Genomic DNA, 24,320 nt, shown 5'->3' with positions numbered 1-24,320 from the left:
TGTAGATTTTTCATGTGCTAATTCAATATGACACAGGTTATAGTAATCTTGATGTCAATGATATTAATCTGCATCAATAGACAGATCATTAGATATAGCATTCACGACATAATATGTCCAACATTCATTTTCTTTAGGGATATTTATTGCCATGCAAAACCAAAGTAACAAGACGTTATCTGCTGCGCTAGTCGAAACCGCAGATCGTTACTGGTTAAGACTTTGTGAAGTTTGGCCTGAAGCGACAACCGAATTGTCAAAAGAGCAACAACAAGAATTAATGTCGGTGTTTGCTTTAAGTGACTACATTGCTGATCAATTGTGTCGTCGTCCTGAATGGATAGTACAACTGTTTGCAGGCCTATTAGATGACATTGACCGCAGCCAATTTGACATAGAGTTGCATGCTCAATTAGAAGAGATAACCCAAGAGGAACAAGCTAAATCAGTCTTACGTCGTTATCGAAATTTGCAAATGGTACGCATAGCGTGGCGCGATTTTTTAAATTACACCCCAATAGAAGAGTCACTGCTTGACTTGTCATCATTGGCTGAAGCACTTGTTATTGCTGGTCGGGATTGGGTTTATCAAGACATGTGCAAGCAATTTGGCACGCCAACCAGTGCGGATGGTAAGCCACAACCATTATTAATTTTAGGCATGGGTAAACTGGGTGGCCGTGAGCTAAATTTTTCATCTGACATCGATTTAATCTTTACTTTTCCTGAGCATGGTGAGACGGTCGGCGGTCGCCGTGCGCAAGCTAATCAGCAATTTTTTATTCGCATGGGGCAACGCCTCGTTAATATTCTTGATCAAGTGACGGTTGACGGTTTTGTATTTCGTGTTGATATGCGCCTGCGTCCTTATGGTGAAAGTGGACCGCTGGTCGTTAGCTTTAGCGGTTTAGAAGATTATTATCAGGAGCAAGGCCGCGACTGGGAACGCTATGCCATGGTCAAAGCTCGGGTATTAGGCCCTTGGAGTGGTTATTGTGACGAACTGCATGACTTGCTCCGCCCATTTGTGTATCGCCGTTATATTGACTTCTCGGCAATCGAATCGCTACGCAAAATGAAACAATTAATTGCCCAAGAAGTGAGGCGCAGACAATTAACCGATAATATTAAGCTCGGTGCCGGCGGGATCCGTGAAGTGGAATTCGTGGTGCAAAGCTTCCAGTTAATTCGTGGCGGCCGTGAACCCGCGTTACGTCAACAAAGCTTATTCGGCGCCATTGATACTTTGTACAGTTTGGGGCAGTTAGAATATTTAGCCGTTGATGAGTTAAAGCACAGTTACATTTTACTGCGCAGAGTGGAAAATCTTCTTCAAGCCATTGATGATAAACAAACGCAAACACTGCCTAGTAATGCCCTTGACTGGCAACGACTGTGTATACCACTAGAACTTGACGATGAGGCACAGCTGCGCGAGCAAATCGATAATGCAATGGCCACCATTCATGAGCACTTTAATGCCACCGTAGGCGGCAGTGATAATCATGACTATAACGATCATTGGTCATCGCTCTTTTGGAATATTCAGCAAGATGAAGACGCGTTAGCTCTGCTGCAAGAACAACAGATTGAAGACGAAACACTGTGGCCCATGCTAAGCGATTGGCGTCAAACCGTGTCTAAACGCTCTATTGGTCCTCGTGGCCGTGAAACTTTAGATAAACTCATGCCCAAGTTGCTTGAAGAATTGTTTAATCAATCTATGCCTAGTGCCGCCTTTAAACCTGTCTCTAACGTGTTAGATAAAATCTTAACCCGCACAACCTACCTAGAGTTGTTATGTGAAAACCCAGGCGCAAGGCAACAATTGGTGAGTTTATGTTGTGCCAGCCCATGGATTGCACGAGAACTGGCTAACTTCCCGATGTTGCTTGATGAGCTAATTGACCCATCGCAGTTATATGACATCACCTCTATTGATGATTACCCAAGCGAGTTACGCCAATATTTACTGCGCGTGCCAGAGGATGACATGGAGCAGCAAATGGAAGCGTTACGACAATTTAAGTTGTCGCAACAGCTGAAAATTGCTGCAGCGGATGTCACCGGGGTATTGCCTGTCATGCAGGTAAGCGATCATTTAACCTTTTTAGCAGAAGCCATTATTGAACAAGTGGTGTTGCAAGCCTGGCATCAAGTGTCTGAGCGCCATGGCGTTCCTGAAGGGACTAGCCCAAGTAATATGGGTTTTGCGGTGATTGGTTATGGCAAATTAGGCGGTTTGGAGCTGGGTTATGGTTCCGATTTAGATTTAGTTTTTTTACATGGTCATAGCGGCGCAGGCTGTACTAATGGGCCGCGCTCAATTGATAGTAGCCATTTTTATTTAAAATTAGCTCAGCGTATTGTGCATTTATTTGCAACTCGCACTACATCGGGTGAGCTATACGAAGTCGATATGCGTTTGCGTCCATCTGGTGCCTCAGGGTTGTTGGTGAGCGAGATTGAACAGTTTGGTCAATATCAATTAACCGAAGCTTGGACCTGGGAGCATCAAGCATTAGTTAGGGCGCGTTTTGTTTTTGGTGACTACACTCTAGCAGGGCGATTTAGTGATTTACGCGGGCAAATATTGCAACAAGCGCGCGATCAAAGCGAACTTGCAAAATCAGTTCGCGATATGCGCACTAAAATGCGTGATCATTTACTGCAAGTCGAACCAGGACAGTTTGATCTTAAGCAAAGCGCTGGCGGCATTGCCGACATTGAGTTTATTGCCCAATACTTAGTCCTCGCTCACGCTCATCAACACCATGACTTAACCATTTGGTCTGATAATGTACGAATTTTTGAAGTGCTTGCAGACCTAGAGTTACTACCCGTAATGCATGCACAGCACCTGACGCAAACGTATTGCTGGCTGCGCGATGAAAACCATGAACTGACATTGCAACAATTACCAGGGAAAATATCGGTAGATTTGGTGGCACCAAAAACAGACGCTGTCATTGAAATTTATAACGAGATTTTACAAGCTTAATTCGGTTGTAAGTTGAACTTTAAGCACTTTACTGCTTTGATTAAATCAGACTAATCAACTTAAAGGTCGCGTTAATGCTACTTGCACCGATACCCGAAAATGAGCACACACGCCTCGAAACACTTCGAGGCTTGAATGTGTTAGACACTGAAACAGAAGAGCGCTTTGATCGTATTACTCGCTTAGCCAGACGTTTGTTTTCAGTATCGATCAGCATCGTGAGCTTAATTGACAGTGATCGGCAATGGTTTAAATCAGTACAAGGCCTCGATGTATGTGAAACCAGCCGCGATATTTCATTTTGTGCCCATGCGATTAATCAGGCAGATGTTATGGTGGTGCCCGATGCACTGCAAGACTCACGCTTTTTCGACAATCCATTAGTGCTCGCCACGCCCAATATCCGCTTTTATGCTGGGTTTCCGTTGACCATGCCTAATGGCATGCGGATTGGCACCTTATGCATTATTGACAATAAGCCCAGAACCTTTAATAAACAAGATATCCAAGCCTTAGAAGACCTAGGTAAGCTTGTTGAAGCTGAGTTGATATCGATTCAACAAAACACCCTCGACCCATTAACCGGCATCACCAATCGTCGCGGCTTTGAATTACTGGCAGCAAAAACCATTGCCAATAGCGATAGGTTATTACTTAGTACCAGCTTGGTTTTTTTTGATTTAGATTATTTTAAAGCGATCAATGATGATTATGGTCATGAAGAAGGTGATGTTGCGCTCACCACATTTGCAGGATTATTAATTGAATGTTTTAGAGAGTCAGATGTTATCGCTCGGTTTGGGGGGGACGAATTTGTGGTGTTGTTAAGCCAGAGAGAGGAAACCAGTGTTGATGCTGTGCTCAAACGTTTTAGTGATTTAATTGCCCAGTATAATCAACAATCTAATAAGCCTTATCAACTGGCCTATAGCCAAGGTGTTGTGAGCCGGAATGCAAAGCAAAATGTCGATCTTTGTGAGTATTTAACCTTGGCCGACAAAGCAATGTTTGTTGAAAAAGCAAAACACCATAAAAGGGATTAAAAAAAGCAACGACATCATTGCGGTTGCTTTTTAATTCATTATTCAACAATAAAGCGCAAAGTTACATCAGCAATTTTTCAATCCATAACTGATAAATCGGCAAACCGATTAGCACGTTAATAGGAAATGTAATACCTAACGACGCCAGCATCGCCAAGCCAATATTCGCATCTGGAATCGCGGCTTTTATCGCTGCAGGCGCTGCAATATATGACGCACTGGCACTGAGGCCGGCTAACACTAAAACACTGCCTGAGGGTAAGTCTAGCGCTACACCTAAACCAATACCGACCCACGCCAGTACAAAAGGTATCAGCGCAGCAAAAATCAGTAATCGCCATTGTTTGTATGGAATAGGGAAGCACACTTTAGCGGTGCTGATGCCCATTTCTAATAAAAACAATGCTAATAAGGTTTTAAACCCTGCGAGCAGCATCGGCGTTAACGGCGCCATGCCCGACGTGCCATATATCCAACCGATAACCACACCACCACACAATAATACTACGCCACGGCTTGTGAGTGCTTCATGCAAAATACTGCCAGCAGAGGAATGCACTTCATTGCCAGCCGTTTTGGCTTGCAGGTAACGGTGTAGCCACAACATGATAATAATGGCGGGCAGCTCAAGTAGCACTAAATATAACGTGGTCTCAGGACGTAAAGGCCATTGCGATTGATCAACCATAGCCATCACGACTGCAAAGGTACCCGCACTCACCGAACCATAATGAGCGGCAATACTAATGGCTTCTTTTTGCGGTAATTTAATAAACTTTCGCAGCAGCGGATACAAGCTCAGTGGGGTAATAAAACCTAAAGCAATGACAGCGAGCAATTCAGATATCGCTAGATTGGCTGTTTCACCGTGTAGTGCCATACCACCTTTAAGGCCAAGGGTCAGCATCAGTAAAATAGACAAGGTTTCGTAGGTGGCTTTGGGAACTTTTAAATCTGATTTAATTAACCCTGCGATTAAACCGAGGGCAAAAAAAGCAATCACAATATCAGGCATAGTATCGGGTTCTGTCTGTTATGAAGTACCGCGATTCTGCCTTGTTGTACGGGTAAAGGGAAATGTTTTAACTTTATTTATAACAATATTGGACAGTATTAATATTGCAGGCGTATTGTAGAGTGTGTGTTGTCCAGCGGATGATTATTATGAAAAATGAAATTGATATTCAACGTGCGCTCAAGGTGTTTAACAAAGTCACCCAATACGGTGAAAAACGCGTAACCAGCCATGAGGGTAGTAACAGTATCTATGGTGATGGTTACCATTTGTGTGGCATCAATGCCCAAACCGATCACGATGGTTACACCATTGTATTGTCTGACGCTCAAGTGAGTTTAACGGTGTTTTTTCACAATAAATACCAATTTGACTACCCAACAAACGATGCTTTAGACAATTTTTTACGCCGTTTTACTGACGTTGAAAGTTACCAGGTTGCCAAAGCTATTTGATTGTTGCGTTTAAAGCCCATTGTTGCATTTCTATGAGGCGACTGTAAGTACGCCTAAATTCAAATGTCAGCGCACCAGAGGGGTAAAGGTCTTCTAATGCCCATTGACTATGTATGATCAAAATGACTTTTTGATCATACATTTCGTCAACTAAACTAATAAAACGTCGAGCAGGATCATCTTCACTGGCATAAGCCAATTGTCGCTCTCCTGTTGTCGTTGCCTGCACCCCATCTTCAGTGCCTCTCGCCCTAATCCAAGTGCGTACTTGCCCACCAAGCAGTGGCACATCGCTGACTAAAATATGACTAAACTGGCTGGCAAGCTCAATGTAATCTAACGCCGATCTTGGCCCTTGGCATAGCGCGCTAAACTCAAACCAAGCAAAAGATCCATGTTGAGTTTGTATGGCGATGTCGCGCTGGCAAATTCGCAATATGTGTTTACTTTTGGGGCCAATAAGGCTGTGTTGATCGGCGCTTTGCTGGGATAACTGATCAAACATGTCCTTGGGATTTAGTGTTGACGGTAGCTCAAGCCATGCTGGTTTTGGGGGGCTTTGTGGCCGAGTTTTATTACTGAGACGGTGATCTATTTCTCCGTTAAGGTGGATTTCTTGCGTGTATTTCTGCAACAAGCCAATAGTGGGTAAAAACCTATCTCTTTGTAAACCGTTTTTGTATAAGTCCATGACAGGAATATTAGAGGTGGCGACTAAAGTGACTCCCGATTGGAACAAGGTTTCAAATAACCTCGCCAGCAAAATGGCATCCCCAATGTCTGAGACAAAAAACTCATCGAAACAGATTACTTGATACTGTGTCGCGATTTGCTTAGCAATATGGGTGAGTGGGTCACGGATCCCTGAAGTTTGGTTAAGCTGCTGGTGGAGCATGGCCATAAAACGATGAAAATGCAGTCGCAACACAGTGTTTTGTACCTGTTTAGGGTGTTGGCATATGCACTGACACAATAAATCCATTAAAAATGTTTTGCCTCGACCCACATCTCCCCACAGGTATAAGCCTTTATTGATGGAGGATGAATGAATAAATTGCTGGTATAGCGTATCTAATGCTAATAAGGCTTCTTGCTGGGCAGGATCTGCGGTTATCACCTTGTTTTCAATGTGTTGTGAACTAGCGTTTATCGTTTGTTGGTAAGCTTGTAATGGTGACATTGGCTTTGATGGCGAGGGTTTTAGGTTTGCGAGTGGCACGAGAGCATCTACAGCTGAATACATGGCTATTTTTGGGTTTAGTAATTGTTTTTGCGAATGATTCTGCACTTTATTGGGAGTGTATTTTCGTGAGTGTTTAGGCTCATGCTTAGGAGCAGTCGTTGGCATAACAATTCGGGCTATTTATTGATCTAAGTACTATAGCATGAATAGTAAGCTTTATTGTGTAGCCCATTTACTTTAAGATTTGTCATTACCTGTAACAATTTATACAAATTATATTAACTATCTGAGTGAGTTAGATAATTAATGTGGTCGGTATGTAATCCTAATAAGGACCGCAAGTGAATAATAACAATAAGGGGATAACCTACATTGGTGCTGACATGTCACTCGAGGGTGACATGACCATTCAAGGCCCTGCGATGATTGCCGGTAAGACAGTTGGCACAATTAGTTCAAGCAGCCAAATTAATATCGCAGTGGGTGGTGAAGTTGAGGGTGAGGTCTATTGCCAAGAGATGCGTGTATCGGGCGTCTTTAAAGGTAAATTACACTGTAATAAACTGATCATTGTCAGTTCAGGCGTGGTCGATGGTGAGGTGTCTAGCCATCAAATGGAGATTTATGACGGTGGTCAATTTATCGGTATGCGTAGTAAAGGCCCTGACGAGTCTGTTTTGCCACAAGCTACATCATCAACAGTCAACATGCCAATGATGCACGACAGTCAGACGAAAACACCTTTACGTAAGTTAACCTATGCTGCCGTTGCTGCAGCTGTGATTATTGGCGGCGTTTTACTGCAGCCTACTATTAGTTCGGTTTTGAAAAGTGATCAGGAACAGCCTTTACAAGCAAGTGTGAACGCCGATGTATCAGAGAGCGACATTGCGAAAAATGCCACGTTACTATTACAAGATGTTGATCAGCAAAGTGTGTTTGTTGAACAACAAGAAGAATTAATCAGCGCAGGCCAGTCAGATATCAATACCGCAATGGAAGACTTACAGGCATTAGAACAAACCAGCCAAGATCTTGGCGACACCTTGCACAGTGATGATCAACACTTTGAAGACAGTGAGGCCGAGTTATCGCTGCCGACAACATCCAATAAACCGTGATAAAAAATGGCCAGATTAACTGAGTTAACCTGGCCATTTTTTAGTATCAGATGTGTTTACGGGTTAATGCGGGTTGGCATACCAGTACGCTTTTCGAGTAAACGTTTTAACACGGTAGAGTCGGTTTCTGGATGCGCAAGAAAACGGGTCAACTCTTTGTCTAGAGTTAATGACACTGGTTCTTTTGAGTCGAACTCTTCTTGAGTTTTCGATAACGGCTCGTGCACTTCAATATAGCGGCTGCCATCAGGCTCTGCAGTCGCTTTAATGGGTTTGTTTAAAAATTCAACACGGGTGCCTACTGGCACAGTTTCAAACAAGTGCTGAATGTCGTCATCGCGTAACCGGATACACCCTGAACTCACACGTAAGCCAATACCAAAGGTGGCGTTAGTGCCGTGTATGGCAAACAAGTTACCAACATACAGAGCATATAACCCCATTGGGTTGTCTGGGCCTGCAGGCCATACAGCGGGTAAAGTAATGCCGTTGGCTGCATAAATACGGCGGGTATTTGCTGTTGGTGTCCAGGTTGGTCTTTCTCGCTTGCGATGTACCTTGGTCACCCAGTTTTCTGGTGTATCACGGCCTATTTGGCCAATACCAATCGGCAACACCTCAACGATATTTTTACCCTTTGGATAATAATATAAGCGCATTTCAGCAGAATTAATCACAATGCCTTCATGCTTAGTGTCTGGCAGAATTAATTGGTGCGGAATAATCAAAGTACTGCCCGGTTTAGGTAAAAAGGGATCAACACCAGGGTTTGCTTCGATAAGATTAGTTAAGCCTAATTGAAATTCGGCTGCGATTTGCTCTAGTGTGAGTTTACCTTCTTGTGGCACCACATAATACTGGTTTTCGCCTACTAATTTACTGCCATTAGTGGGTAAACGATATTCAACAGCAGCGCTTGAAAAGCTTAACATTATTGCAGACGCGGCAACGAATGCAGTGCGTAACGAATTCATCATAAGGGGGTTATCATTCCTAAAAATAGACGTTATAAAAGTCAGACTACAATATCTTTCAAAGCTTGACTATTGAATAGCGCGCATCCTCACTTATTACGTCTAATATTTCAACTGATTTTTTGCTGTTGACTCATTTTAATTTCAGGCGTTTTGCTAGGCGGTGTAAGTTGCCAGAATCAAGCTGTAGACTGCGTGCTGTGGCGGCCCAGTTTCCCTCGTGTTGGCCTAGTACTTGTTGAATAAACTGGCCTTGAAATTGGTCGGTTGCGTCGCGTAAACTCATTTGTGCAAAAGATGTTACTGATTGTTTAACTGCCGTTTTTTTCTGGTCTGCTGCGATATCTTCTGTTGATGTCGCAAATTCAAAATGATGCGGTTGTATGGTGCACATGCCATCGCGAACCCCAGCTGATTTTGCTAATACTGCTGCGCGATGAATGGCATGTTCAAGTTCACGAATGTTACCGGGCCAATCGTAATGGTTGAGTAACGCCAGAGCGTCGCGACTTAATCCTAAATGAGGCAACTGTAATTGTTGGCGATAGCGTTCAATAAAAAAGCCGGCCAATAAATGAATGTCTCGAGAGCGTTCTCTTAATGCTGGCACCACAATGGGAAACACACTTAAACGATGATATAAATCGGCCCTAAAGCGGCCTGCCAGCACTTCACTTTTTAAGTCTTTATTGGTGGCGGCAATAATCCGTACATCTACTTTTAAGCTGCGATCATCGCCCACCTTTTGCAAGTCACCGTACTGCAATACTCGCAGTAATTTCGCTTGTAAATTAAGCGGCAATTCACCTATTTCATCTAAAAATAACGTGCCTTTGTCAGCCACTTCAAACTTACCACTACGGTGGCTAATTGCGCCGGTAAAGGCCCCTTTTACATGGCCAAATAATTCGCTTTCGGCAACTGACTCTGCCAATGCGGCGCAGTTTAAATACACCAATGGTTTATCGGCGCGAGGGGAGTGTTGGTGCACGGTTTTAGCGATGAGTTCTTTACCTGTTCCCGTTTCACCTAAAATCAGTACGTTTAACTCGGTTGCGGCAACCACATTCACCTCATTGAGCAAGGCCATGAAGCTGTCATCTTGGCCAATGATCTCTGTTGCGGTATCAAGTTGCCCAGTAGGTTTACTGCTGGTAATGGTAAAGTTATTGGCTTGCTTTTCGAGTTTGTCTATCAATAAGGCACTATTGAGAGAGGCGGCGGTAATGGCGCTAATGCTGCGTAATTCATTATTGGTGAATTGGTCAAATTTATTGGGGTCGAGCGCATCGATGGTTAATGCCCCAATCAGTTGTTCGTTAGCAAATAAGGGGAGCCCAACACAGGCATGCACTTTTAAATCGCCATCCACATTAGGGATTAAACCATCATAAGGGTCGGGCAATTGACTGTCGGCAGGAAAGCGCACCACATCACCGGCTCGCGCAATGGCCTCAAGTCTAGGATGCTCATTGACAATAAAGCGCCTGCCAAGTACATCTGCGCTAAGTCCATCGATAGCGAGTGGCGTAAATTGATGGCCCTGGAATGACAGCAGCGCAGCAGCGTCGCAATCTAGGGTGTCTCTGAGCGTAGTGAGTAAACGTGAAAAGCGATCGCGAGTTGATAAATTGGCGGTGATATCAAGGGCGATACGGGTGAGATCTGTTTGACTTAACGCCATGACCAACTCCAATAGAAACTAAGTGGTTGTCATTATGACAAGTGTGATTATAACAACAAGTGTTAAGGTGTCACTAGGGTCTGTTGATCTTCGCTGCAAAAACAACCTTGAAAGTTCAACAGACCCTAGGACCACAAAAGGACCATTACGGCCCTTTTGTGAGTTGAGTTATCTTAATTGCTTTAACCCACTGTTAAGCCATTGCGACGGTTTGCTTCGCTTTAGCACTCTTGCTACGAATGGCTTTTTTAATAAGGTCGAATAAGAACGCTGCCATCAATAATCCGCCTACACTAAAGATAATGTCGCCGAACATTCTCATCCACACGAGGTTTTCAACCAGCTCGCTGTGGATCACTGCAGGTGAGCGAGCATACCAGTAACCATGGTCGATAGCGGCAAAGAACTGCACTATACCCACTGGCAACAACGACATAAATACCATAGCCGCTAAGCCAATGTTTAATGTCCAAAATGCCCCTTTAAGGTATTTATGGTTCCATTGCATATTGCCCGTTAATCCACGTAAACAGAACAACATCAGCCCCATGCCTAACATACCGTATACCCCCATAAATGCAGCGTGGGCATGAGTTGCAGTCGTGTTTAACCCTTGAATAAAGTACAGCGAAATAGGTGGGTTGATTAAGAACCCTAATACTCCAGCACCGACTAAGTTCCAAAATGAGGTGGCAACAAAGAACATAATTGCCCAGTGATAACGCTCCATCCAAGGGCTTGCTTTACGTAAGCGGTAGGTTTCCATCGCTTCAAAACCAATAAGTGCTAATGGTACAACTTCCAGTGCTGAGAATATTGCCCCCCATGCAATGACTGAGGTTTGAGTGCCAGTAAAGTATAGGTGGTGCAGGGTACCGATTAAGCCACCCGTTAAAAAGATAACCGTAGAGAACAATACTGCACCATTGGCACTGCGAGCACGAATTAAGCCTAAGCGAACTAACATCAAGGCAATCACCGAGGTGGCAAAGGTTTCAAAGAATCCTTCTACCCATAAATGTACGACCCACCAGCGCCAGTATTCTGCAATCGCAAGGTTTGAGTGTTTGCCCATAAATAGGCCAGCACCATAAAACAAACCTATGGCAACACACGAGGCATACAGCACCCAAATAACCGGTTGCATGTCGCTACTGACTTTTAACGCCGGACGCATAGACGCGGTAACCAGTGCCAACCAAATCAATAAACCACCCAGTAACAGGATTTGCCACACACGGCCTAAATCAATGTATTCATAACCTTGGTGACCAAATAAGAAGTTCATGTCCAGGTTAAAGTATTGTTGTACGCCTAACCATTCACCTGCCATGGAGCCCAGCACGACAATGACTAAAGCCACCCACAATACATTAACACCAAGACGCTGATATTTAGGTTCATAGCCAGATAATGCGGGGGCAATATAAAGACCAGTACCTAGCCATGCGGTGGCAATCCAAAATACGGCCAGTTGCGTATGCCAGGTACGTGTAACCGAATAAGGTAAGATTTCAGAGATGGCGATGCCATAAAACTCTTGGCCTTCTACTGCGTAATGCGCAGTGACACCGCCCAATAATATTTGCAGTAAAAATAAACCAATAGCGGTAATGAAGTATTTGCCTACCGCTTTTTGCGATGCGGTCGGTTTAGTGTGAAACAGCGGATCTTCTTTCGCAGGTTCAGGTAATGACGCTTCTTTGCAGCTGGCGTGATGCCAAATCAACATTCCCACGCCTAAAATCAGGGTGATAACACTTAATATTGACCACACGATATTGTCTGACGTTGGTAAATTACCTATTTGTGGGTCGTACGGCCAGTTGTTGGTGTAGGTGTAATCATAACCAGGGCGCTCAGTTACTGCGGCCCATGCACCCCAAAAGAGGAAAGCGTTTAATAATTCACGATGTTTGACATCGGTAATCGTGCCTTCTTTCATGGCGTATTGTTCACGCAATGAGCTTAATTCTGGGTCGTCCCCAAATAACGAAAGGTAGTGTTGGGTGACTTCGTTTATCGCCGCGATACGCGTCATTGAAAGCGCAACATAGGTCTTGTCTTCAGCACCTTCAATCACAGTATTATGACGAATGTCATTCCTAAGGGCTTTTTCTAATCCCGCTTGTTGCTCGGTATCAAGATCAGCAAACTCGCGATTAAATCGCTGCTTTGCGGTAATTGATAACCAGGCTTGCGCTTCACGGTGTAACCAGTCTGCAGTCCAGTCTGGTGCCACATATGAGCCATGACCCCATATCGATCCTAATTGATGTCCGCCCATTGAACGCCAGACCAATTGGCCTTGTTCAATATCGTGTTGAGTAAAAATAGGCTGACCATTAGTGTCAGTAAAAGCCGTTGGGATAGGTGGTTTTTCTCGATATATGCCGCTGCCTAAACTGAGTAACACAGTAAAAGAAGCCACTAGCACGATTAGCAGTGCAATGCCGGTGAGTTTGTTTTTGCTCATAAGTCCTCTTAGCGCAAAGTCATTTTGATACAGATGACTTGACATTACACAAGACGTGCCAACTTTTTAAATTTACACAAGATTATGATTCTATTTGTTTTATTTGTTCGTTAACACACATGGTGCTGTCATAAAGACAGTGGCGGTGGGTGTCATTAAGACTGTTCACTGTCAACATGACACTCGCCTTATGAGTTAATGCGTTAGTTTTGATGATGCAACTTATCTCAAAACACTATTTACTTAGCGTGCTAACTAGTTATAATGGTTAGCACGCTAACTAAATGAGCGCTAATCATGTCTACTGAATTAGAAAAATTAAAAGAGTTGTCGCTTGCTGAAAATTTAGGTCGATTACACCGCTTGTGGCGGACGGCTGCCGATGCAGAGTTGATCCCGCTTGGCCTTACTCATCCACGCTGGACAGCATTGTGGAAGCTATTGCGTCTCGGTGACAACGTCAGTCAAAAGGTGCTTGCAGATGCGTTAGAAATTGAATTGCCATCGTTAATGCGCACCCTAAACCATTTAGAAGAGCAAGGGTATGTGCAACGTCGTTGCTGTGAAAAAGATAAGCGCGCACGCATTGTCAGTTTAACCCCAGGTGGAATTGAGATGCTTAAGCAGATGGAAAGCAAAATTATGCACGTGCGACGAAATTTATTAGCGGGTATAAGCCAACAACAACTCAATGACTTTGAAAGCATTATTAGTCAAATCAGTGAAAACGCCCTAGCAACATTAGATAAAACCTCTGCGTAATAGCATGGGTAAGCAGTAATGAGAAAGTATATGACTCCAGATCAACAATTTGCGCGACTCGTAAAAATATCCATATTCCTATTTGTACTCGTGTTTGGTTACTTTATGTTTGCCGATGCCGTGATGCCAATGACACCTCAAGCAATGGCGACACGAATGGTGACCAAAGTGACGCCGCAAGTCAGCGGTAAAATTGCCACGATAGCCGTGACTAATAACCAAGTTGTTGCTAAAGGCGATGTTTTATTTCGTATTGAGTCTGCGCCATATGAGTTAGCCGTTGAGCAAGCCTATTTAGCGCTAGAGCAAGCCAAGCAAGATAATGCAGAACTTGATGCTGAAATATTGGCTGCACAAGCAGATGTCATAGCTAATCAAAGTAATGCCCAACAAAAACGCAGTGAAGCCAAGCGGCTTGACGCGCTTTATGCTAGCCGAGGTGTATCGCAACAGTTAGTTGACCAAGCACAAAGTGATGCCGCCACCGCAGACGCTAATCTTATCGCCGCAAAAGCTCGTTTAAGTCAGTTAATTGTCAGTCGTGGGCCTGATGGTGTGGATAACTTAAAAGTACGTCAGGCTCAAAATCGTTTAGCGCAAGCCGAGCTAAATCTGTCGTATACCCAGGTGCGTGCTGATCAAAATGGTGTGGTCACTAATTTACAATTAGAAGTGGGCAGTTTTGCCACCGTTGGTCAGCCCTTACTCGCAGTGGTATCTGAAAAGGTCGATATTATTGCTGACTTTAGGGAAAAAAGCCTAAGAGGATTAGAGTCCCAATCAAGTGCATACATTACCTTCGATGGCCAGCCGGGACGTTTATATTTAGCCAAAGTGAGTAATGTTGATGCAGGGGTGAGTGCAGGACAGTTTGATGCAAATGGCCGCTTAGCCACACCTGAAGCGTCGGCGCGCTGGGTGCGAGATGCCCAGCGATTACGTTTGCACCTTGCTCTCGATCATCAAGTGATGAATACCTTACCAGCAGGGGCTCGTGCCACTGTACAACTGGTACCCAATAATGGGTTGTTAGGTTTTTTAGCCAAAGTACAAATCAAATTGATTAGTATGTTGCACTATATTTATTAATCTCGACCCAAATATCGATATTGTGACTTGCCATATTGGGCAACTAACGTTGCGACAAGCCTATTGTATGTCACGATGTATCTTGTAGGTACGCTGATGTTATTACGCCATAACCCATTAACAAGCAATGATTTACGCCAATGCTTACGCATTGCCACCGGTGCCACGCTGGGGTTTGCTATTTGCAAACTATTCGACCTAAATTATGGGGTGTTCTTTACCGTTACCCCTATGTTACTGCTTGGTTTAGTGCCAGTAATGAATGCACATGCCATGCGGCAATTATTGGCGTCGTCAGTTATGGCGGGGCTTGAGGTTGGTATTATTGGTGGCTTATTTGGTGGCCATCCTGGGGTAATATTACCCATCGTATTTTTGTTATTCTTATATCGTTTTGCTGCTATGTCGCGTGGCAGTTTATTTTTGTTTGGAGCCAATGGCGTGATTAGCTTAAGCATTATGTTGCATTTTGCGAGTTACCCAAACACAGACATCAATAACCTTATTTTTAGCAACTTTTGGGCAACGTTAACTTCAGTGATTATTGCCTATGCGATGACAATATTATGGCCAGACGTTGAACCAAGACCACCAATGGCCAGTGTCGTCAAAGTGCCTAATCGTATGCGCCATGAAGCATTATTGGGTGCCTCTATTGCTACTGCGTCATTTATTGTATTTCAGGTGTTTAATTTGCAAGATTCAATGTCTGCCCAAGCCACAACCTTATTACTGTTATTTCCCATGCATTGGAACGGCGCGCTTGGCTATGCCAGAAAACGCGCCATAGGGACCTTATTTGGTGTGACATTTGGTCTAGTTGGTCAAGCTGTGCTTTATGATTGGTCTGGTATGCTTCTTTTCGTGATACCACTTTTGTGGATAGGCTTAATGCTATTTAGCCAAGTGCATGTTAAAGAGGCCAGTGGTTCTGGGGTTGGTTTTGGTGCCATGACCACCTTAGGCATATTATTTGGCCAGTACCTTACGCCAAATAATGATTTCGTTTTTAGTGCGCTGTACCGTATAAGTAGCATTCTCGTTGCCATTGTGGGCACTTTATTACTGTGTTTTCTCATGCACTGGTGTTTAAATCGGTTTGAAGCGACGCGATTTGTAAATAATTAGGATATTTTTAAATATAAGCAAACCCAGATAAATACTGGGATGTGTTAATTTATTGTTGCATTTCATTCTGCTCAGGTTGTTTTTTAACCCTTTTATACTATGGACAACACAAGCTTTGGCGCTAATAGTATAAAATTGTTCACTAAATGGAATTAGCAATGATGCACTATAAAACAATTATTTTTAGCTTAATCGCTAGCCTGCTCATTTTTATGCCATACAAAACTGAGGCCAGTCAGTTGCCTGAATGCCAAACGGCGGAATGCGTTGAATACTTTAAAGCCTACCGCATTTTGACCAAGCGAGGTCACTCATCTGCGATGGCAATGTTAGGAGAGTTTTATTATGCCGGATATGGCACGGATAAAAACTTAGACATGGCGTTAAAGTGGTATCGCCGCGCAGGTAAATACGTATTAGATGCTAAATACAAAGCTGGGGTATTGTATTTGCAAGATACGCATTTAAAAGATGTTGAAGAAGGCATTGATTATTTAGAGTACGCCTCAAGAATGGGTCACTCTCAATCATCATACCTACTAGGTAAGTTGTATTTAGGTGGTGGTATGGTAGGTGAAGACATGGCCAAAGCTGATAAATACCTTTCTCTTGCCTACGAACAAAACAACTATGCCGCAAGACATTATGGCCAGACTCTCTATTTGCACGAGACCACTAAAGATTTACCACTAACGGCATTATATGGTTTGGTTGCGCAAGATGTTGTGACGTTAAAACAAGAGCAAAGCACTTCTGTAGAGCAAACTGCGGCGGTTGTTTTCCCTGAAGGTGAAATGGAAACGCTGGATGTCACAATGGATACGTTTGAGGATATGTTTGGTTCTCACATTGCTCAATTGAATCATATGATCCCAGACACATCAAAAGGCACTGGCTCAAATATTCCAGGGCAAACATGCGCTAAAATGTGGGGCTGTAGTAGCGAAGGCGATACCTTGCGCATAGGCGATGTTATGCTATCTGATTGGGGGCTAGAAACGATTCCCTTTAGAATGGAAGGTTCTATATTTATCATTAAATAATGGTTAAATATGCCAATATTGACTATGTAGGCTTTAGGGGGTAACCCAAAAAGTGACTCAATGTGAGTCACTTTTTTATTGCCAGCCTATTTTCCACTGCTGCGGATCTTTTAAATTGCGCCATTCGATAGCAAATTCTGCGGCATTCATTTCTGCGCGAATAATGCATTCAATCACATTCTGTTGCTCATCATATTCCACTTTAATTACGCTAAAGTGCTTAAGCTTATTAACCACCTCAACTTTGGTCCATTTGCTGTGAAGTAATTTTTTAGGGTGAATTGGATTCATTGTTTTCTCACCTTTAAAGGTTATTGACGACGATGTTAGCACCAGCTTACTGGATAAATGGCAGTAATTGATTGAGCTCATCGATAACAATGTCTGCAAGGTCTTGATAGCGCTTTTCAACACCGTGTGTAATTAAACAGGCAATCATGCCGGCATTATTAGCCGCTTGAATGTCATATAAATAATCACCAACATACATAATGTACTCGGGTGCTATTTGCCATTGATTAGCGATAGCTAATAATGCATCGGGTGCAGGTTTTGCCGGGTAGTCTTCTCGGGTTAACACCTGCTCAATCGCGATGGCATTTTGCTTCACTTTCATTGTGCTGGCCGCAAGACTGTTGCGGGTGACAATGGCAGTTGGTACTTTTGCTGCATCAATGGCGCTAATTAATTCGGCCATCCCCTTAATGGGCTTAGCGGCTATTGCGTCTTGGTATTCATGCTCAATAATAATGTTATTGGCCCGAGCCTGGCTGCTTTGACAGCCTAATTCATCAACGTATTTGAGCAGGTCGATGCCTTCTGGGCAGCCGATTTGTTGGCGTATTAACTCAAAATCTAAACTCGATTCAACTAGGGTGCCGTCTAAATCGAAAATGATGCCTTTAATGTTTACGGGTAATTTCAATGGCTAGCCTTAATGTTCTCTGGTGAGTAATTTAGCGTTCAAACTCAACAGAGTGTAACTCAATTGCAAATGGACCTTGTTGTTTTTGTGCAACTAAAAAACCCATTCTATCAATATCTGCAAAAGTTAATGCAGGCGCATTAGCGACGTTACGACCACGAAAACTCACGCTAAAATCACTTGCTGTAAAGCGATGCTGAGTGATGGTATCTGCTTGTGTGGTGAAGTTAGCAACATAGGCTTCTCCATAAGATAATGCCGGAGTTTTTAATCGAAGTTGGTAAGTTTTACCATCACCTTTAACCGTAACAGTTATCGCTGATGCAGCAGGTATGTCTTTAATAATTCGCGACTCGGTCGATGCAAACCCGCCATTATTGGCCAATGACACTGTGCCGTTAAATAGCAGTGCTTGCTGTGGGTGCTGGGTTATGTGACTTTGTGAAACCCCACCCATTACGGTGTCATTATTGATATTCCATTGAGGAAAGTGATGTGAATCGATAAAGTGTAATAACATTTTGGCCTCACTTGCGCTCCAAACGGGGTTGCACATTAAAAGTAATACACTGGCGGTAGTATAAATGCTGGTGGTTATTTTTTGTTTTTTCATCACCATTATCCTCTTTCGCAAATAAAATTAAACATCCAAAACATAAACCGTAAAAAAATGGCCTATCGATAAGATAAGCCAAAGGGTCTTACGGAGGATGATTGCATTGTGTTGGCAGTGTTATACAAAAGCTGTGTAACCTGTTGCTATTAATGTATTACGCACGGGTTAGCGTTTAGGATCAATTGCGATCTTTTAATGTAAATAACGTGATTGCTATTCGACAAATCAAAGGCTTGTCAGTACCCTAATGTTAGGTTTTATTAGGATTATCATATGTTAAACGTAAACGACGGAACATTGATTACCACATCAGAGCTGAGCTTTACTGTGGTGAGCATTAACTTATTTAATTTTATTGAGCCACCGTATGCGTTTTATGATTTTGAAAACATCTACAGCGACAAGCAATGGCAAAAAAAGTGTGCCTGGTTAAGTGATTTTATTAATCAAAGTCAGCCCGATATTATTGGTTTTCAAGAGGTGTTTAGCCCAGATGCATTAGCTAAACTGACCCAATCATTAGGCTATGAGTATTTTGTGGCGTTAGATGAACCAGAAGTGATTAGCGACTATGTTTATCGCAGCCCTGTAGTGGCCATTGCATCAAAATACCCGATTGTGGATTCAGTTAATGTCAGCCCCGATCCGCAATGGATTACTCAATTAGGTTTAGCCGATACCTTTGCTTTTAGCCGCAAACCGCTTCGTGCCACCATTCAATTACCGGTATTTGGGCCGTGCGATTGTTATGTTATTCACCTTAAATCAAAACGCAGTGGTGTAAGCCGTGATGATATGAGTGAAAGCGGTTTGCAAGGCGGGCCAGACTTTGTTGCACGCCAGGTGTTGGGGCGGTGGGCCTCGAGTTTACAACGTGGCAGTGAGTCAGCATTGTTGTGTCATCAAATGTTAATGCGCCGCCAACAAAGCCAGCAGCCGTTTATGTTAATGGGAGATTTTAATGACACCCTAGGCAGCGAGCTGTTAGCAGCATTTAATCATCAATTACGCGTGTTTCGCAGTGACATTGAAGACCCGCAATTAGCCAAGCTCGGTGAAACCTCGTTAATGGCAGAATTACATCAAAGCAGCTTGTACGACAGTTATGAATTGTTTATTGCGGCAACTAAATGTAATGCCACTTTGGCGCAAGATGAGTTTGAATCAGCCTCATTGCTTGATGATGAACCCCATGCAGTAAGACAAGCTACGCACTATTATGGCAACACAGGTTCTGTGCTCGATTACATTTTAGTGTCGAGTGAGTTCAACCCGGCTCAACAGCAAAATTTGGCGCATATTATTGATTACCAAACCTTCGACAGGCATCTTGTTCGCCCAGATTATGAACGCGACAGCGACAGTACTGACCATGCTCCCGTTATGATGCGCTTTGCTGTTAGAACCTAAGCCTAGATAACCTTAGCCTAAATAAACATCAGCAAAGTATTGGCTTTACTGATGCGATTTTTGCAGGTGAGATATAGTGGGTTATTGACGTAATCGCGCCTATTTGGTGTTTTCTTCATACATCAAATAATGGCTTTGTTGCATGCCCAATGCTGCGTAAGTTTTTTGAGCAACGGCGTTGTCATGTTCAACGTATAATCTAAAACTGGCGGTCCCCCCATTGGCCGCGGCAAAATCTTTAACTGCTTGATAGAGCTTGCCATAAATGCCTTGGCGACGATTTTGTGGTCGAACATACACGCTTTGGATCCAGTAATAATTACTGGCGCGCCAGTCGCTCCACTCGTAAGTGACCATCAGCGACCCGACAATTTCACCATCTATTTCAGCGACTAAATAAACTCCGCGTTCAGGGTGAGTTAACAGCCCCTCAACCCCTTGAGTGAGCTTTTTGGTATCTAGGGTCAGGTTTTCGGTTTCCATTGCCATGGCTTGATTAAAATGAACCAAGGCGTGTAAATCGGCGTGTTGGCCAGCTCTTATTATCATGAAACTCTCGCAAATAATTGGATATTGAGGAATGCCGTGATTGTTATTGAATTTTTATTTATTCGCTCGCGGCAGCTTTAGTGTACGCCAATATCACACTGCTTCGTAAGAGCCTGTGACCAAACTCATGGGATAAAATCAGCGGTAATGGGGTTGATGGCTTGAGAAAGTAAACACTGCGCGGGCAACAATGGCTTACCGTGCCTTTGTTTTAAGCCTAAATCGAACAGTTGGTGCATATTTATACACAAAAAATGACTGGTTGTAGTCAATAAAAGCGAAAGTATAGATAAGGGATTTCACTCTGCTGTGAGGCTAATCTTGAATATTATTCATGCACACGCTTTCGCTTAAACCTTATTAGCGCTCACTTATTTACCACTGTCCACTAACGTATAATTGAAATTATTGTGACGATGCAGTAATGTGACGCCACGACAATTTAGATCAATGTCACAAACTGCATAAATTGATGGAGATAATTATGAAAGTTGCTGTATTAGGTGCTGCTGGTGGTATCGGCCAGGCGCTAGCTTTACTGTTAAAAACTCAACTGCCTGCGGGTTCAAAGTTGTCTCTATATGACATAGCTCCTGTTACTCCGGGTGTTGCGGTTGACTTAAGTCACATCCCAACAGACGTAGAAGTAAAAGGTTTTGCTGGTGAAGATCCAACTGCTGCATTAGTTGATGCTGACGTCGTATTAATGTCTGCTGGTGTAGCGCGTAAGCCTGGTATGGATCGTTCAGATCTATTCAACATCAACGCTGGCATCGTGCGTAACCTAATGGAAAAAGTGGCTGTAACTTGCCCTAAAGCATTAGTGGGTATTATTACGAACCCAGTTAACACCACAGTAGCCATTGCTGCTGAAGTATTAAAAAATGCTGGTGTGTACGACAAAAACCGTTTATTCGGTATCACAACTCTAGACGTAATCCGTAGCGAAACCTTTATTGCTGAGCTTAAAGGCTTAAACGTTGCTGACGTTAAAGTTAACGTTATCGGCGGCCACAGCGGTGTGACGATTCTGCCATTACTTTCTCAAGTTGAAGGCGTGACTTTCTCTGATGAAGAAGTTGCAGCAATGACCACTCGTATTCAAAACGCGGGTACTGAAGTTGTTGAAGCTAAAGCCGGTGGCGGCAGCGCAACATTATCAATGGGCCAAGCTGCATGTCGCTTTGGTTTATCATTGGTACGTGGTCTACAAGGCGAAGCCAACGTGATTGAATGTGCCTATGTTGACGGCGGCAGCGAGCACGCTGAATTCTTCGCTCAGCCAGTATTACTTGGTAAAAACGGCGTAGAAAAAGTATTACCTTACGGTGAAATCAGCGCATTTGAAGCTAACGCTCGCGATGCAATGCTAGATACCCTTAAAGGTGACATTAAATTAGGCGTTGAATTTGTTAAGTAATTAACAAAGCAATGCGATAAAAAGCGCGAAGCTAATGGCTTCGCGTTTTTTTTTGCTAACCCAAAAATTACCAGTTAATCGGCTTGCCTTGCCAGTCGAGGTAGCTGGCTTCGCCATCGGGTTCACTGTGGTCCATAATTTGGTGAAGTTGGCTGGCGACAAAGGCTGGGGTAAAGAGTTTGCCTTGAGGCACATTGGCTTGAAAAGGTTTTGATAATGGCGTGTCGGTGGTGCCGGGGTGAAACGCAATCAGCTTCACGCGTTTAAGGCGTCTAGCATATTCTACTGCCGTGGTTTTAATGAGCATGTTTAATGCTGCTTTTGAGGCGCGATAGCCATACCAACCGCCGATGCGATTATCTGAAATACTGCCCACTCTGGCACTCAATATACTGATGACACATTTTTGTTGGCTGCTTACTTTATTTCGTGGCTGCGACAACAATGGGGTGAGGGCGCTGAGCCATAGCATGGGCACAATACTGTTGGCATAAAACAGTTGCTCTAACGAGTGAGCATCAATGTCTTCTATGCGTTTTTCTGGCATTAGGTCAGGATCTGCTGTTGTGAGGTGTTGGTTTTTACTGTGCAAAACGCCATTACACATCACTATGCGTGTGACTTTTCCTGCAATGGCCGCAATATCGGTTACACATTGCGTTATTGAACTTTGTTGATAATCGCAGCTAAAGTGCTGGTGGCTAACACTTCCCGTTAGTTCACTGCCCATGAGTTCTGGCAATTTAATGCTAGCCTGACGGCTAATTGTGATGATTTGTAACGGCACTGCGACAGGTAAGTTTAGCTGCTGTTGCGCGTGTTGATGACAGGCTTGCTCAATAAAGGCCTTAGCAATAAAGGATGACGCCCCAATGACGATCATGGTTTCTGTTGAGGTTGAATCGCTCATGCGCTTTGCTCTTATTTAATGTTACAGCTGCCTGTGTCGCAGCGCTTTTTACCGGTCAGTAAATACGATATCCGGTAGCGATTACGGGCAAAAGCCAAATAGGCGAGGTCTGCCACAGGTTTAATCACGGGCAGACGTAGCAGTTTTACCCAACCGTGTTTACCGGTTAATCCCCACGCCTTAGCGGTAACATCTAAACCATATAGCCAAGTGCCATCGGCTTGCAGGCCATGTAATAGGGTATTGGCTTGCGCTACATCTAAGTCAGGAAAACGCTGATTAATATCTGCAGCGTTAATGTCTTCAAGGGCGATGCGGTTTAAGCTGTCGTGACGCTTTAATTGCTTCATTTCGTTAAGGCACAGCGGACAGGTGCCATCGTAAAATATTGTCAGTTCCATTATTTACCTCATGCCATTAGCGTTGCTATGACTATTCTACGCATTAGCTCGCAAACTAGTTTACCTTTTTGTTAGTGGCCTTTAGCGATCGGCATGATCGTTTTAGATTTATGATCTTTTTATTTCATCTTGGCGTATAGCTTAAAAACAATCCACTAGGGCTAAATCATGCCATTAAGCCAAGCTATTATTAACGTCACCAACTTACGTTTACGTACCTTTATTGGGTTTAATCAAGAAGAGCGCGAAAAGCAACAGGATGTGGTGATCAACATAGAGATCCACTACCCAGCAGATCGATCGTTTCAAACCGACGATGTCGCAGATGCGCTAAACTACAAAGTGATCACCAAAAAAGTGATCCAGCATGTCGAAGAAGGTCGTTTCTTATTACTTGAAAAACTGGTGGCTGACGTGCTCGACATTTGTCGTGAGCACCCTAGCGTAACCTTAGCCCGAGTCACTATCGATAAACCCCATGCATTGCGTTTTGCCGACTCTGTTTCTTTGTCTTTAGAGTATCAAGCCTAATTTATTAAGGATGTTATTATGACCACCATTAATGACATAACTCGCGCAGAATTGTCTGCCGAGGCACTAAAAGTTCAACAAGCGTTGCTTGCCCATGGTCTTGAAACGCCTCTTATCCCAAGTGAGATGACCAGCGAGCAAAAATATCAGCGCATTAAAGGTTTAATGACCGAAGTTGTCTCAACCCTTGGGCTTGATTTAACCGACGACAGCTTAGCCGAAACGCCGCACCGTATTGCAAAAATGTACGTCAATGAGATTTTCTCCGGCCTTGATTACGCTAACTTTCCTAAAATCACCCAAATTGACAACAAAATGGGTGTCGAAGAAATGGTTAAAATTAGCAACATCAGTGTGGTGAGTACCTGCGAGCATCATTTTATTACCATCGATGGGTTAGCCAAAGTGGCATACATCCCTAAAGGCAACATTATCGGCTTATCTAAAATTAACCGTATAGTGCGCTTTTTTGCTCAGCGGCCGCAGGTGCAAGAGCGCCTCACGCAACAAATTTTAGTGGCGCTGCAAACCTTGCTCGAAACCGACGACGTTGCAGTGAGCATCAATGCGACCCATTATTGCGT

Annotated in this window: 23 protein-coding genes; 12 read left to right on the top strand and 11 right to left on the bottom strand. The window is 43.5% G+C overall.

Annotation, left to right across the window (positions count from 1 at the left end):
- Window positions 1-145: 145 nt before the first annotated feature.
- Together glnE and PQR79_RS11465 are read left to right on the top strand one after the other, a co-directional pair.
- Entirely contained in the window at window positions 146-3,001 is a 2,856-nt protein-coding gene (gene glnE, locus PQR79_RS11470; RefSeq protein WP_238107192.1) for a bifunctional [glutamate--ammonia ligase]-adenylyl-L-tyrosine phosphorylase/[glutamate--ammonia-ligase] adenylyltransferase, read from the top strand.
- A 74-nt stretch (window positions 3,002-3,075) separates the two neighbouring features.
- The gene (locus tag PQR79_RS11465; RefSeq protein WP_238106606.1) at window positions 3,076-4,044 is read left to right on the top strand and encodes a GGDEF domain-containing protein; all 969 of its coding nucleotides are present in this window, start codon (window positions 3,076-3,078) and stop codon (window positions 4,042-4,044) included.
- 61 nt (window positions 4,045-4,105) lie between these two features.
- Here PQR79_RS11465 and PQR79_RS11460 read toward each other — a convergent pair whose 3' ends face one another.
- Window positions 4,106-5,059: a sodium-dependent bicarbonate transport family permease gene (locus PQR79_RS11460; protein ID WP_238106607.1), complete on the bottom strand. Its 954-nt coding sequence runs from the start codon at window positions 5,057-5,059 to the stop codon at window positions 4,106-4,108.
- Between the two features lie 149 nt (window positions 5,060-5,208).
- On the opposite strand from PQR79_RS11460, the gene PQR79_RS11455 reads away from it, so the two are divergent.
- A complete protein-coding gene (locus tag PQR79_RS11455; RefSeq protein WP_238106608.1) occupies window positions 5,209-5,514 on the top strand; it encodes a DUF3081 domain-containing protein in 306 nt (101 codons plus the stop codon).
- Here PQR79_RS11455 and zapE read toward each other — a convergent pair.
- Window positions 5,507-6,694: a cell division protein ZapE gene (gene zapE / locus PQR79_RS11450; RefSeq protein ID WP_438270818.1), complete on the bottom strand. Its 1,188-nt coding sequence runs from the start codon at window positions 6,692-6,694 to the stop codon at window positions 5,507-5,509. The genes PQR79_RS11455 and zapE overlap by 8 nt on opposite strands.
- Window positions 6,695-7,038: 344 nt before the next feature.
- Here zapE and PQR79_RS11445 point away from each other — a divergent pair, with 344 nt between their 5' ends.
- A complete protein-coding gene (locus PQR79_RS11445) occupies window positions 7,039-7,818 on the top strand; it encodes a bactofilin family protein (RefSeq protein ID WP_274408500.1) in 780 nt (259 codons plus the stop codon).
- Window positions 7,819-7,874: 56 nt separating this feature from the next.
- Here PQR79_RS11445 and PQR79_RS11440 read toward each other — a convergent pair whose 3' ends face one another.
- From PQR79_RS11440 to PQR79_RS11430, 3 genes are all read right to left on the bottom strand, one after another.
- Window positions 7,875-8,792, bottom strand: a complete 918-nt coding sequence (locus PQR79_RS11440) for a L,D-transpeptidase family protein (protein WP_238107194.1) — start codon at window positions 8,790-8,792, stop codon at window positions 7,875-7,877.
- Window positions 8,793-8,925: 133 nt separating this feature from the next.
- On the bottom strand, window positions 8,926-10,476 hold the full coding sequence (norR, locus tag PQR79_RS11435; protein ID WP_238106610.1) for a nitric oxide reductase transcriptional regulator NorR: 1,551 nt from the start codon (window positions 10,474-10,476) through the stop codon (window positions 8,926-8,928).
- 193 nt (window positions 10,477-10,669) lie between these two features.
- Entirely contained in the window at window positions 10,670-12,952 is a 2,283-nt protein-coding gene (locus PQR79_RS11430) for a nitric-oxide reductase large subunit (protein ID WP_238106611.1), read from the bottom strand.
- A 297-nt stretch (window positions 12,953-13,249) separates the two neighbouring features.
- Here PQR79_RS11430 and slyA point away from each other — a divergent pair, with 297 nt between their 5' ends.
- The 4 genes from slyA (at window position 13,250) to PQR79_RS11410 (ending at window position 16,974) form a co-directional block, all read left to right on the top strand.
- Window positions 13,250-13,714, top strand: coding sequence for a transcriptional regulator SlyA (gene slyA / locus PQR79_RS11425; protein WP_238106614.1), 465 nt, complete (start codon window positions 13,250-13,252; stop codon window positions 13,712-13,714).
- A 30-nt stretch (window positions 13,715-13,744) separates the two neighbouring features.
- Entirely contained in the window at window positions 13,745-14,803 is a 1,059-nt protein-coding gene (locus tag PQR79_RS11420) for an HlyD family secretion protein (RefSeq protein WP_238106615.1), read from the top strand.
- 96 nt (window positions 14,804-14,899) lie between these two features.
- Complete coding sequence (locus PQR79_RS11415) at window positions 14,900-15,931, top strand: DUF2955 domain-containing protein (protein WP_238106616.1); 1,032 nt, start codon at window positions 14,900-14,902, stop codon at window positions 15,929-15,931.
- Between the two features lie 158 nt (window positions 15,932-16,089).
- Entirely contained in the window at window positions 16,090-16,974 is an 885-nt protein-coding gene (locus PQR79_RS11410) for a tetratricopeptide repeat protein (RefSeq protein WP_274408499.1), read from the top strand.
- Window positions 16,975-17,049: 75 nt separating this feature from the next.
- Here PQR79_RS11410 and PQR79_RS11405 read toward each other — a convergent pair whose 3' ends face one another.
- From PQR79_RS11405 to PQR79_RS11395, 3 genes are read right to left on the bottom strand one after another with little or no spacing between them, the layout of a single operon-like run.
- Complete coding sequence (locus tag PQR79_RS11405) at window positions 17,050-17,265, bottom strand: TIGR02450 family Trp-rich protein (protein ID WP_238106618.1); 216 nt, start codon at window positions 17,263-17,265, stop codon at window positions 17,050-17,052.
- Window positions 17,266-17,311: 46 nt separating this feature from the next.
- Window positions 17,312-17,899: an HAD family hydrolase gene (locus PQR79_RS11400; protein ID WP_238106619.1), complete on the bottom strand. Its 588-nt coding sequence runs from the start codon at window positions 17,897-17,899 to the stop codon at window positions 17,312-17,314.
- Between the two features lie 31 nt (window positions 17,900-17,930).
- Window positions 17,931-18,512 carry a CIA30 family protein gene (locus PQR79_RS11395; RefSeq protein WP_238106620.1) on the bottom strand — a complete coding sequence of 194 codons (582 nt, stop codon included), beginning with the start codon at window positions 18,510-18,512 and terminating at the stop codon, window positions 17,931-17,933.
- Window positions 18,513-18,788: 276 nt separating this feature from the next.
- Between PQR79_RS11395 and PQR79_RS11390 the strand changes: the two genes are divergently transcribed.
- Window positions 18,789-19,925: an endonuclease/exonuclease/phosphatase family protein gene (locus PQR79_RS11390; RefSeq protein ID WP_238106621.1), complete on the top strand. Its 1,137-nt coding sequence runs from the start codon at window positions 18,789-18,791 to the stop codon at window positions 19,923-19,925.
- A gap of 99 nt (window positions 19,926-20,024) precedes the next feature.
- On the opposite strand, the gene PQR79_RS11385 is transcribed toward PQR79_RS11390, so the two are convergent.
- Window positions 20,025-20,474, bottom strand: coding sequence for a GNAT family N-acetyltransferase (locus PQR79_RS11385; protein WP_238106622.1), 450 nt, complete (start codon window positions 20,472-20,474; stop codon window positions 20,025-20,027).
- A gap of 484 nt (window positions 20,475-20,958) precedes the next feature.
- Here PQR79_RS11385 and mdh point away from each other — a divergent pair, with 484 nt between their 5' ends.
- Window positions 20,959-21,894, top strand: a complete 936-nt coding sequence (gene mdh / locus PQR79_RS11380) for a malate dehydrogenase (protein WP_238106623.1) — start codon at window positions 20,959-20,961, stop codon at window positions 21,892-21,894.
- 67 nt (window positions 21,895-21,961) lie between these two features.
- On the opposite strand, the gene PQR79_RS11375 is transcribed toward mdh, so the two are convergent.
- Both PQR79_RS11375 and PQR79_RS11370 read right to left on the bottom strand, forming a co-directional pair.
- Window positions 21,962-22,804: an SDR family NAD(P)-dependent oxidoreductase gene (locus tag PQR79_RS11375; RefSeq protein WP_238106625.1), complete on the bottom strand. Its 843-nt coding sequence runs from the start codon at window positions 22,802-22,804 to the stop codon at window positions 21,962-21,964.
- An 11-nt stretch (window positions 22,805-22,815) separates the two neighbouring features.
- Window positions 22,816-23,205, bottom strand: coding sequence for a thiol-disulfide oxidoreductase DCC family protein (locus tag PQR79_RS11370; protein ID WP_238106626.1), 390 nt, complete (start codon window positions 23,203-23,205; stop codon window positions 22,816-22,818).
- A gap of 168 nt (window positions 23,206-23,373) precedes the next feature.
- Between PQR79_RS11370 and folX the strand changes: the two genes are divergently transcribed.
- Together folX and folE are read left to right on the top strand one after the other, a co-directional pair.
- Window positions 23,374-23,736, top strand: a complete 363-nt coding sequence (gene folX / locus PQR79_RS11365; protein WP_238106627.1) for a dihydroneopterin triphosphate 2'-epimerase — start codon at window positions 23,374-23,376, stop codon at window positions 23,734-23,736.
- A gap of 18 nt (window positions 23,737-23,754) precedes the next feature.
- A partial coding sequence (gene folE, locus PQR79_RS11360; RefSeq protein ID WP_274408498.1) for a GTP cyclohydrolase I FolE occupies window positions 23,755-24,320 on the top strand: 566 nt, incomplete at its 3' end.

Source organism: Shewanella metallivivens (assembly GCF_028750675.1).
GTDB classification, from domain to species: Bacteria; Pseudomonadota; Gammaproteobacteria; order Enterobacterales; family Shewanellaceae; genus Shewanella; species Shewanella metallivivens.
Note: the sequence above shows the minus strand (reverse complement) of the source record. Positions and strands in the feature narration are given on the sequence as shown.

Bases quoted from the DNA above. Each gene is read 5' to 3' on its own strand.
- mdh (WP_238106623.1), top strand. From the start codon at position 20,959: ATGAAAGTTGCTGTATTAGGTGCTGCTGGTGGTATCGGCCAGGCGCTA.
- PQR79_RS11405 (WP_238106618.1), bottom strand. From the start codon at position 17,265: ATGAATCCAATTCACCCTAAAAAATTACTTCACAGCAAATGGACCAAA.
- PQR79_RS11430 (WP_238106611.1), bottom strand. From the start codon at position 12,952: ATGAGCAAAAACAAACTCACCGGCATTGCACTGCTAATCGTGCTAGTG.
- PQR79_RS11465 (WP_238106606.1), top strand. From the start codon at position 3,076: ATGCTACTTGCACCGATACCCGAAAATGAGCACACACGCCTCGAAACA.
- folX (WP_238106627.1), top strand. From the start codon at position 23,374: ATGCCATTAAGCCAAGCTATTATTAACGTCACCAACTTACGTTTACGT.
- norR (WP_238106610.1), bottom strand. From the start codon at position 10,476: ATGGCGTTAAGTCAAACAGATCTCACCCGTATCGCCCTTGATATCACC.
- PQR79_RS11390 (WP_238106621.1), top strand. From the start codon at position 18,789: ATGTTAAACGTAAACGACGGAACATTGATTACCACATCAGAGCTGAGC.
- PQR79_RS11415 (WP_238106616.1), top strand. From the start codon at position 14,900: ATGTTATTACGCCATAACCCATTAACAAGCAATGATTTACGCCAATGC.
- PQR79_RS11420 (WP_238106615.1), top strand. From the start codon at position 13,745: ATGACTCCAGATCAACAATTTGCGCGACTCGTAAAAATATCCATATTC.
- PQR79_RS11455 (WP_238106608.1), top strand. From the start codon at position 5,209: ATGAAAAATGAAATTGATATTCAACGTGCGCTCAAGGTGTTTAACAAA.
- slyA (WP_238106614.1), top strand. From the start codon at position 13,250: ATGTCTACTGAATTAGAAAAATTAAAAGAGTTGTCGCTTGCTGAAAAT.
- PQR79_RS11460 (WP_238106607.1), bottom strand. From the start codon at position 5,059: ATGCCTGATATTGTGATTGCTTTTTTTGCCCTCGGTTTAATCGCAGGG.
- PQR79_RS11385 (WP_238106622.1), bottom strand. From the start codon at position 20,474: ATGATAATAAGAGCTGGCCAACACGCCGATTTACACGCCTTGGTTCAT.
- PQR79_RS11375 (WP_238106625.1), bottom strand. From the start codon at position 22,804: ATGAGCGATTCAACCTCAACAGAAACCATGATCGTCATTGGGGCGTCA.
- PQR79_RS11410 (WP_274408499.1), top strand. From the start codon at position 16,090: ATGATGCACTATAAAACAATTATTTTTAGCTTAATCGCTAGCCTGCTC.
- PQR79_RS11440 (WP_238107194.1), bottom strand. From the start codon at position 8,792: ATGAATTCGTTACGCACTGCATTCGTTGCCGCGTCTGCAATAATGTTA.
- PQR79_RS11370 (WP_238106626.1), bottom strand. From the start codon at position 23,205: ATGGAACTGACAATATTTTACGATGGCACCTGTCCGCTGTGCCTTAAC.
- zapE (WP_438270818.1), bottom strand. From the start codon at position 6,694: ATGTCACCATTACAAGCTTACCAACAAACGATAAACGCTAGTTCACAA.
- PQR79_RS11395 (WP_238106620.1), bottom strand. From the start codon at position 18,512: ATGAAAAAACAAAAAATAACCACCAGCATTTATACTACCGCCAGTGTA.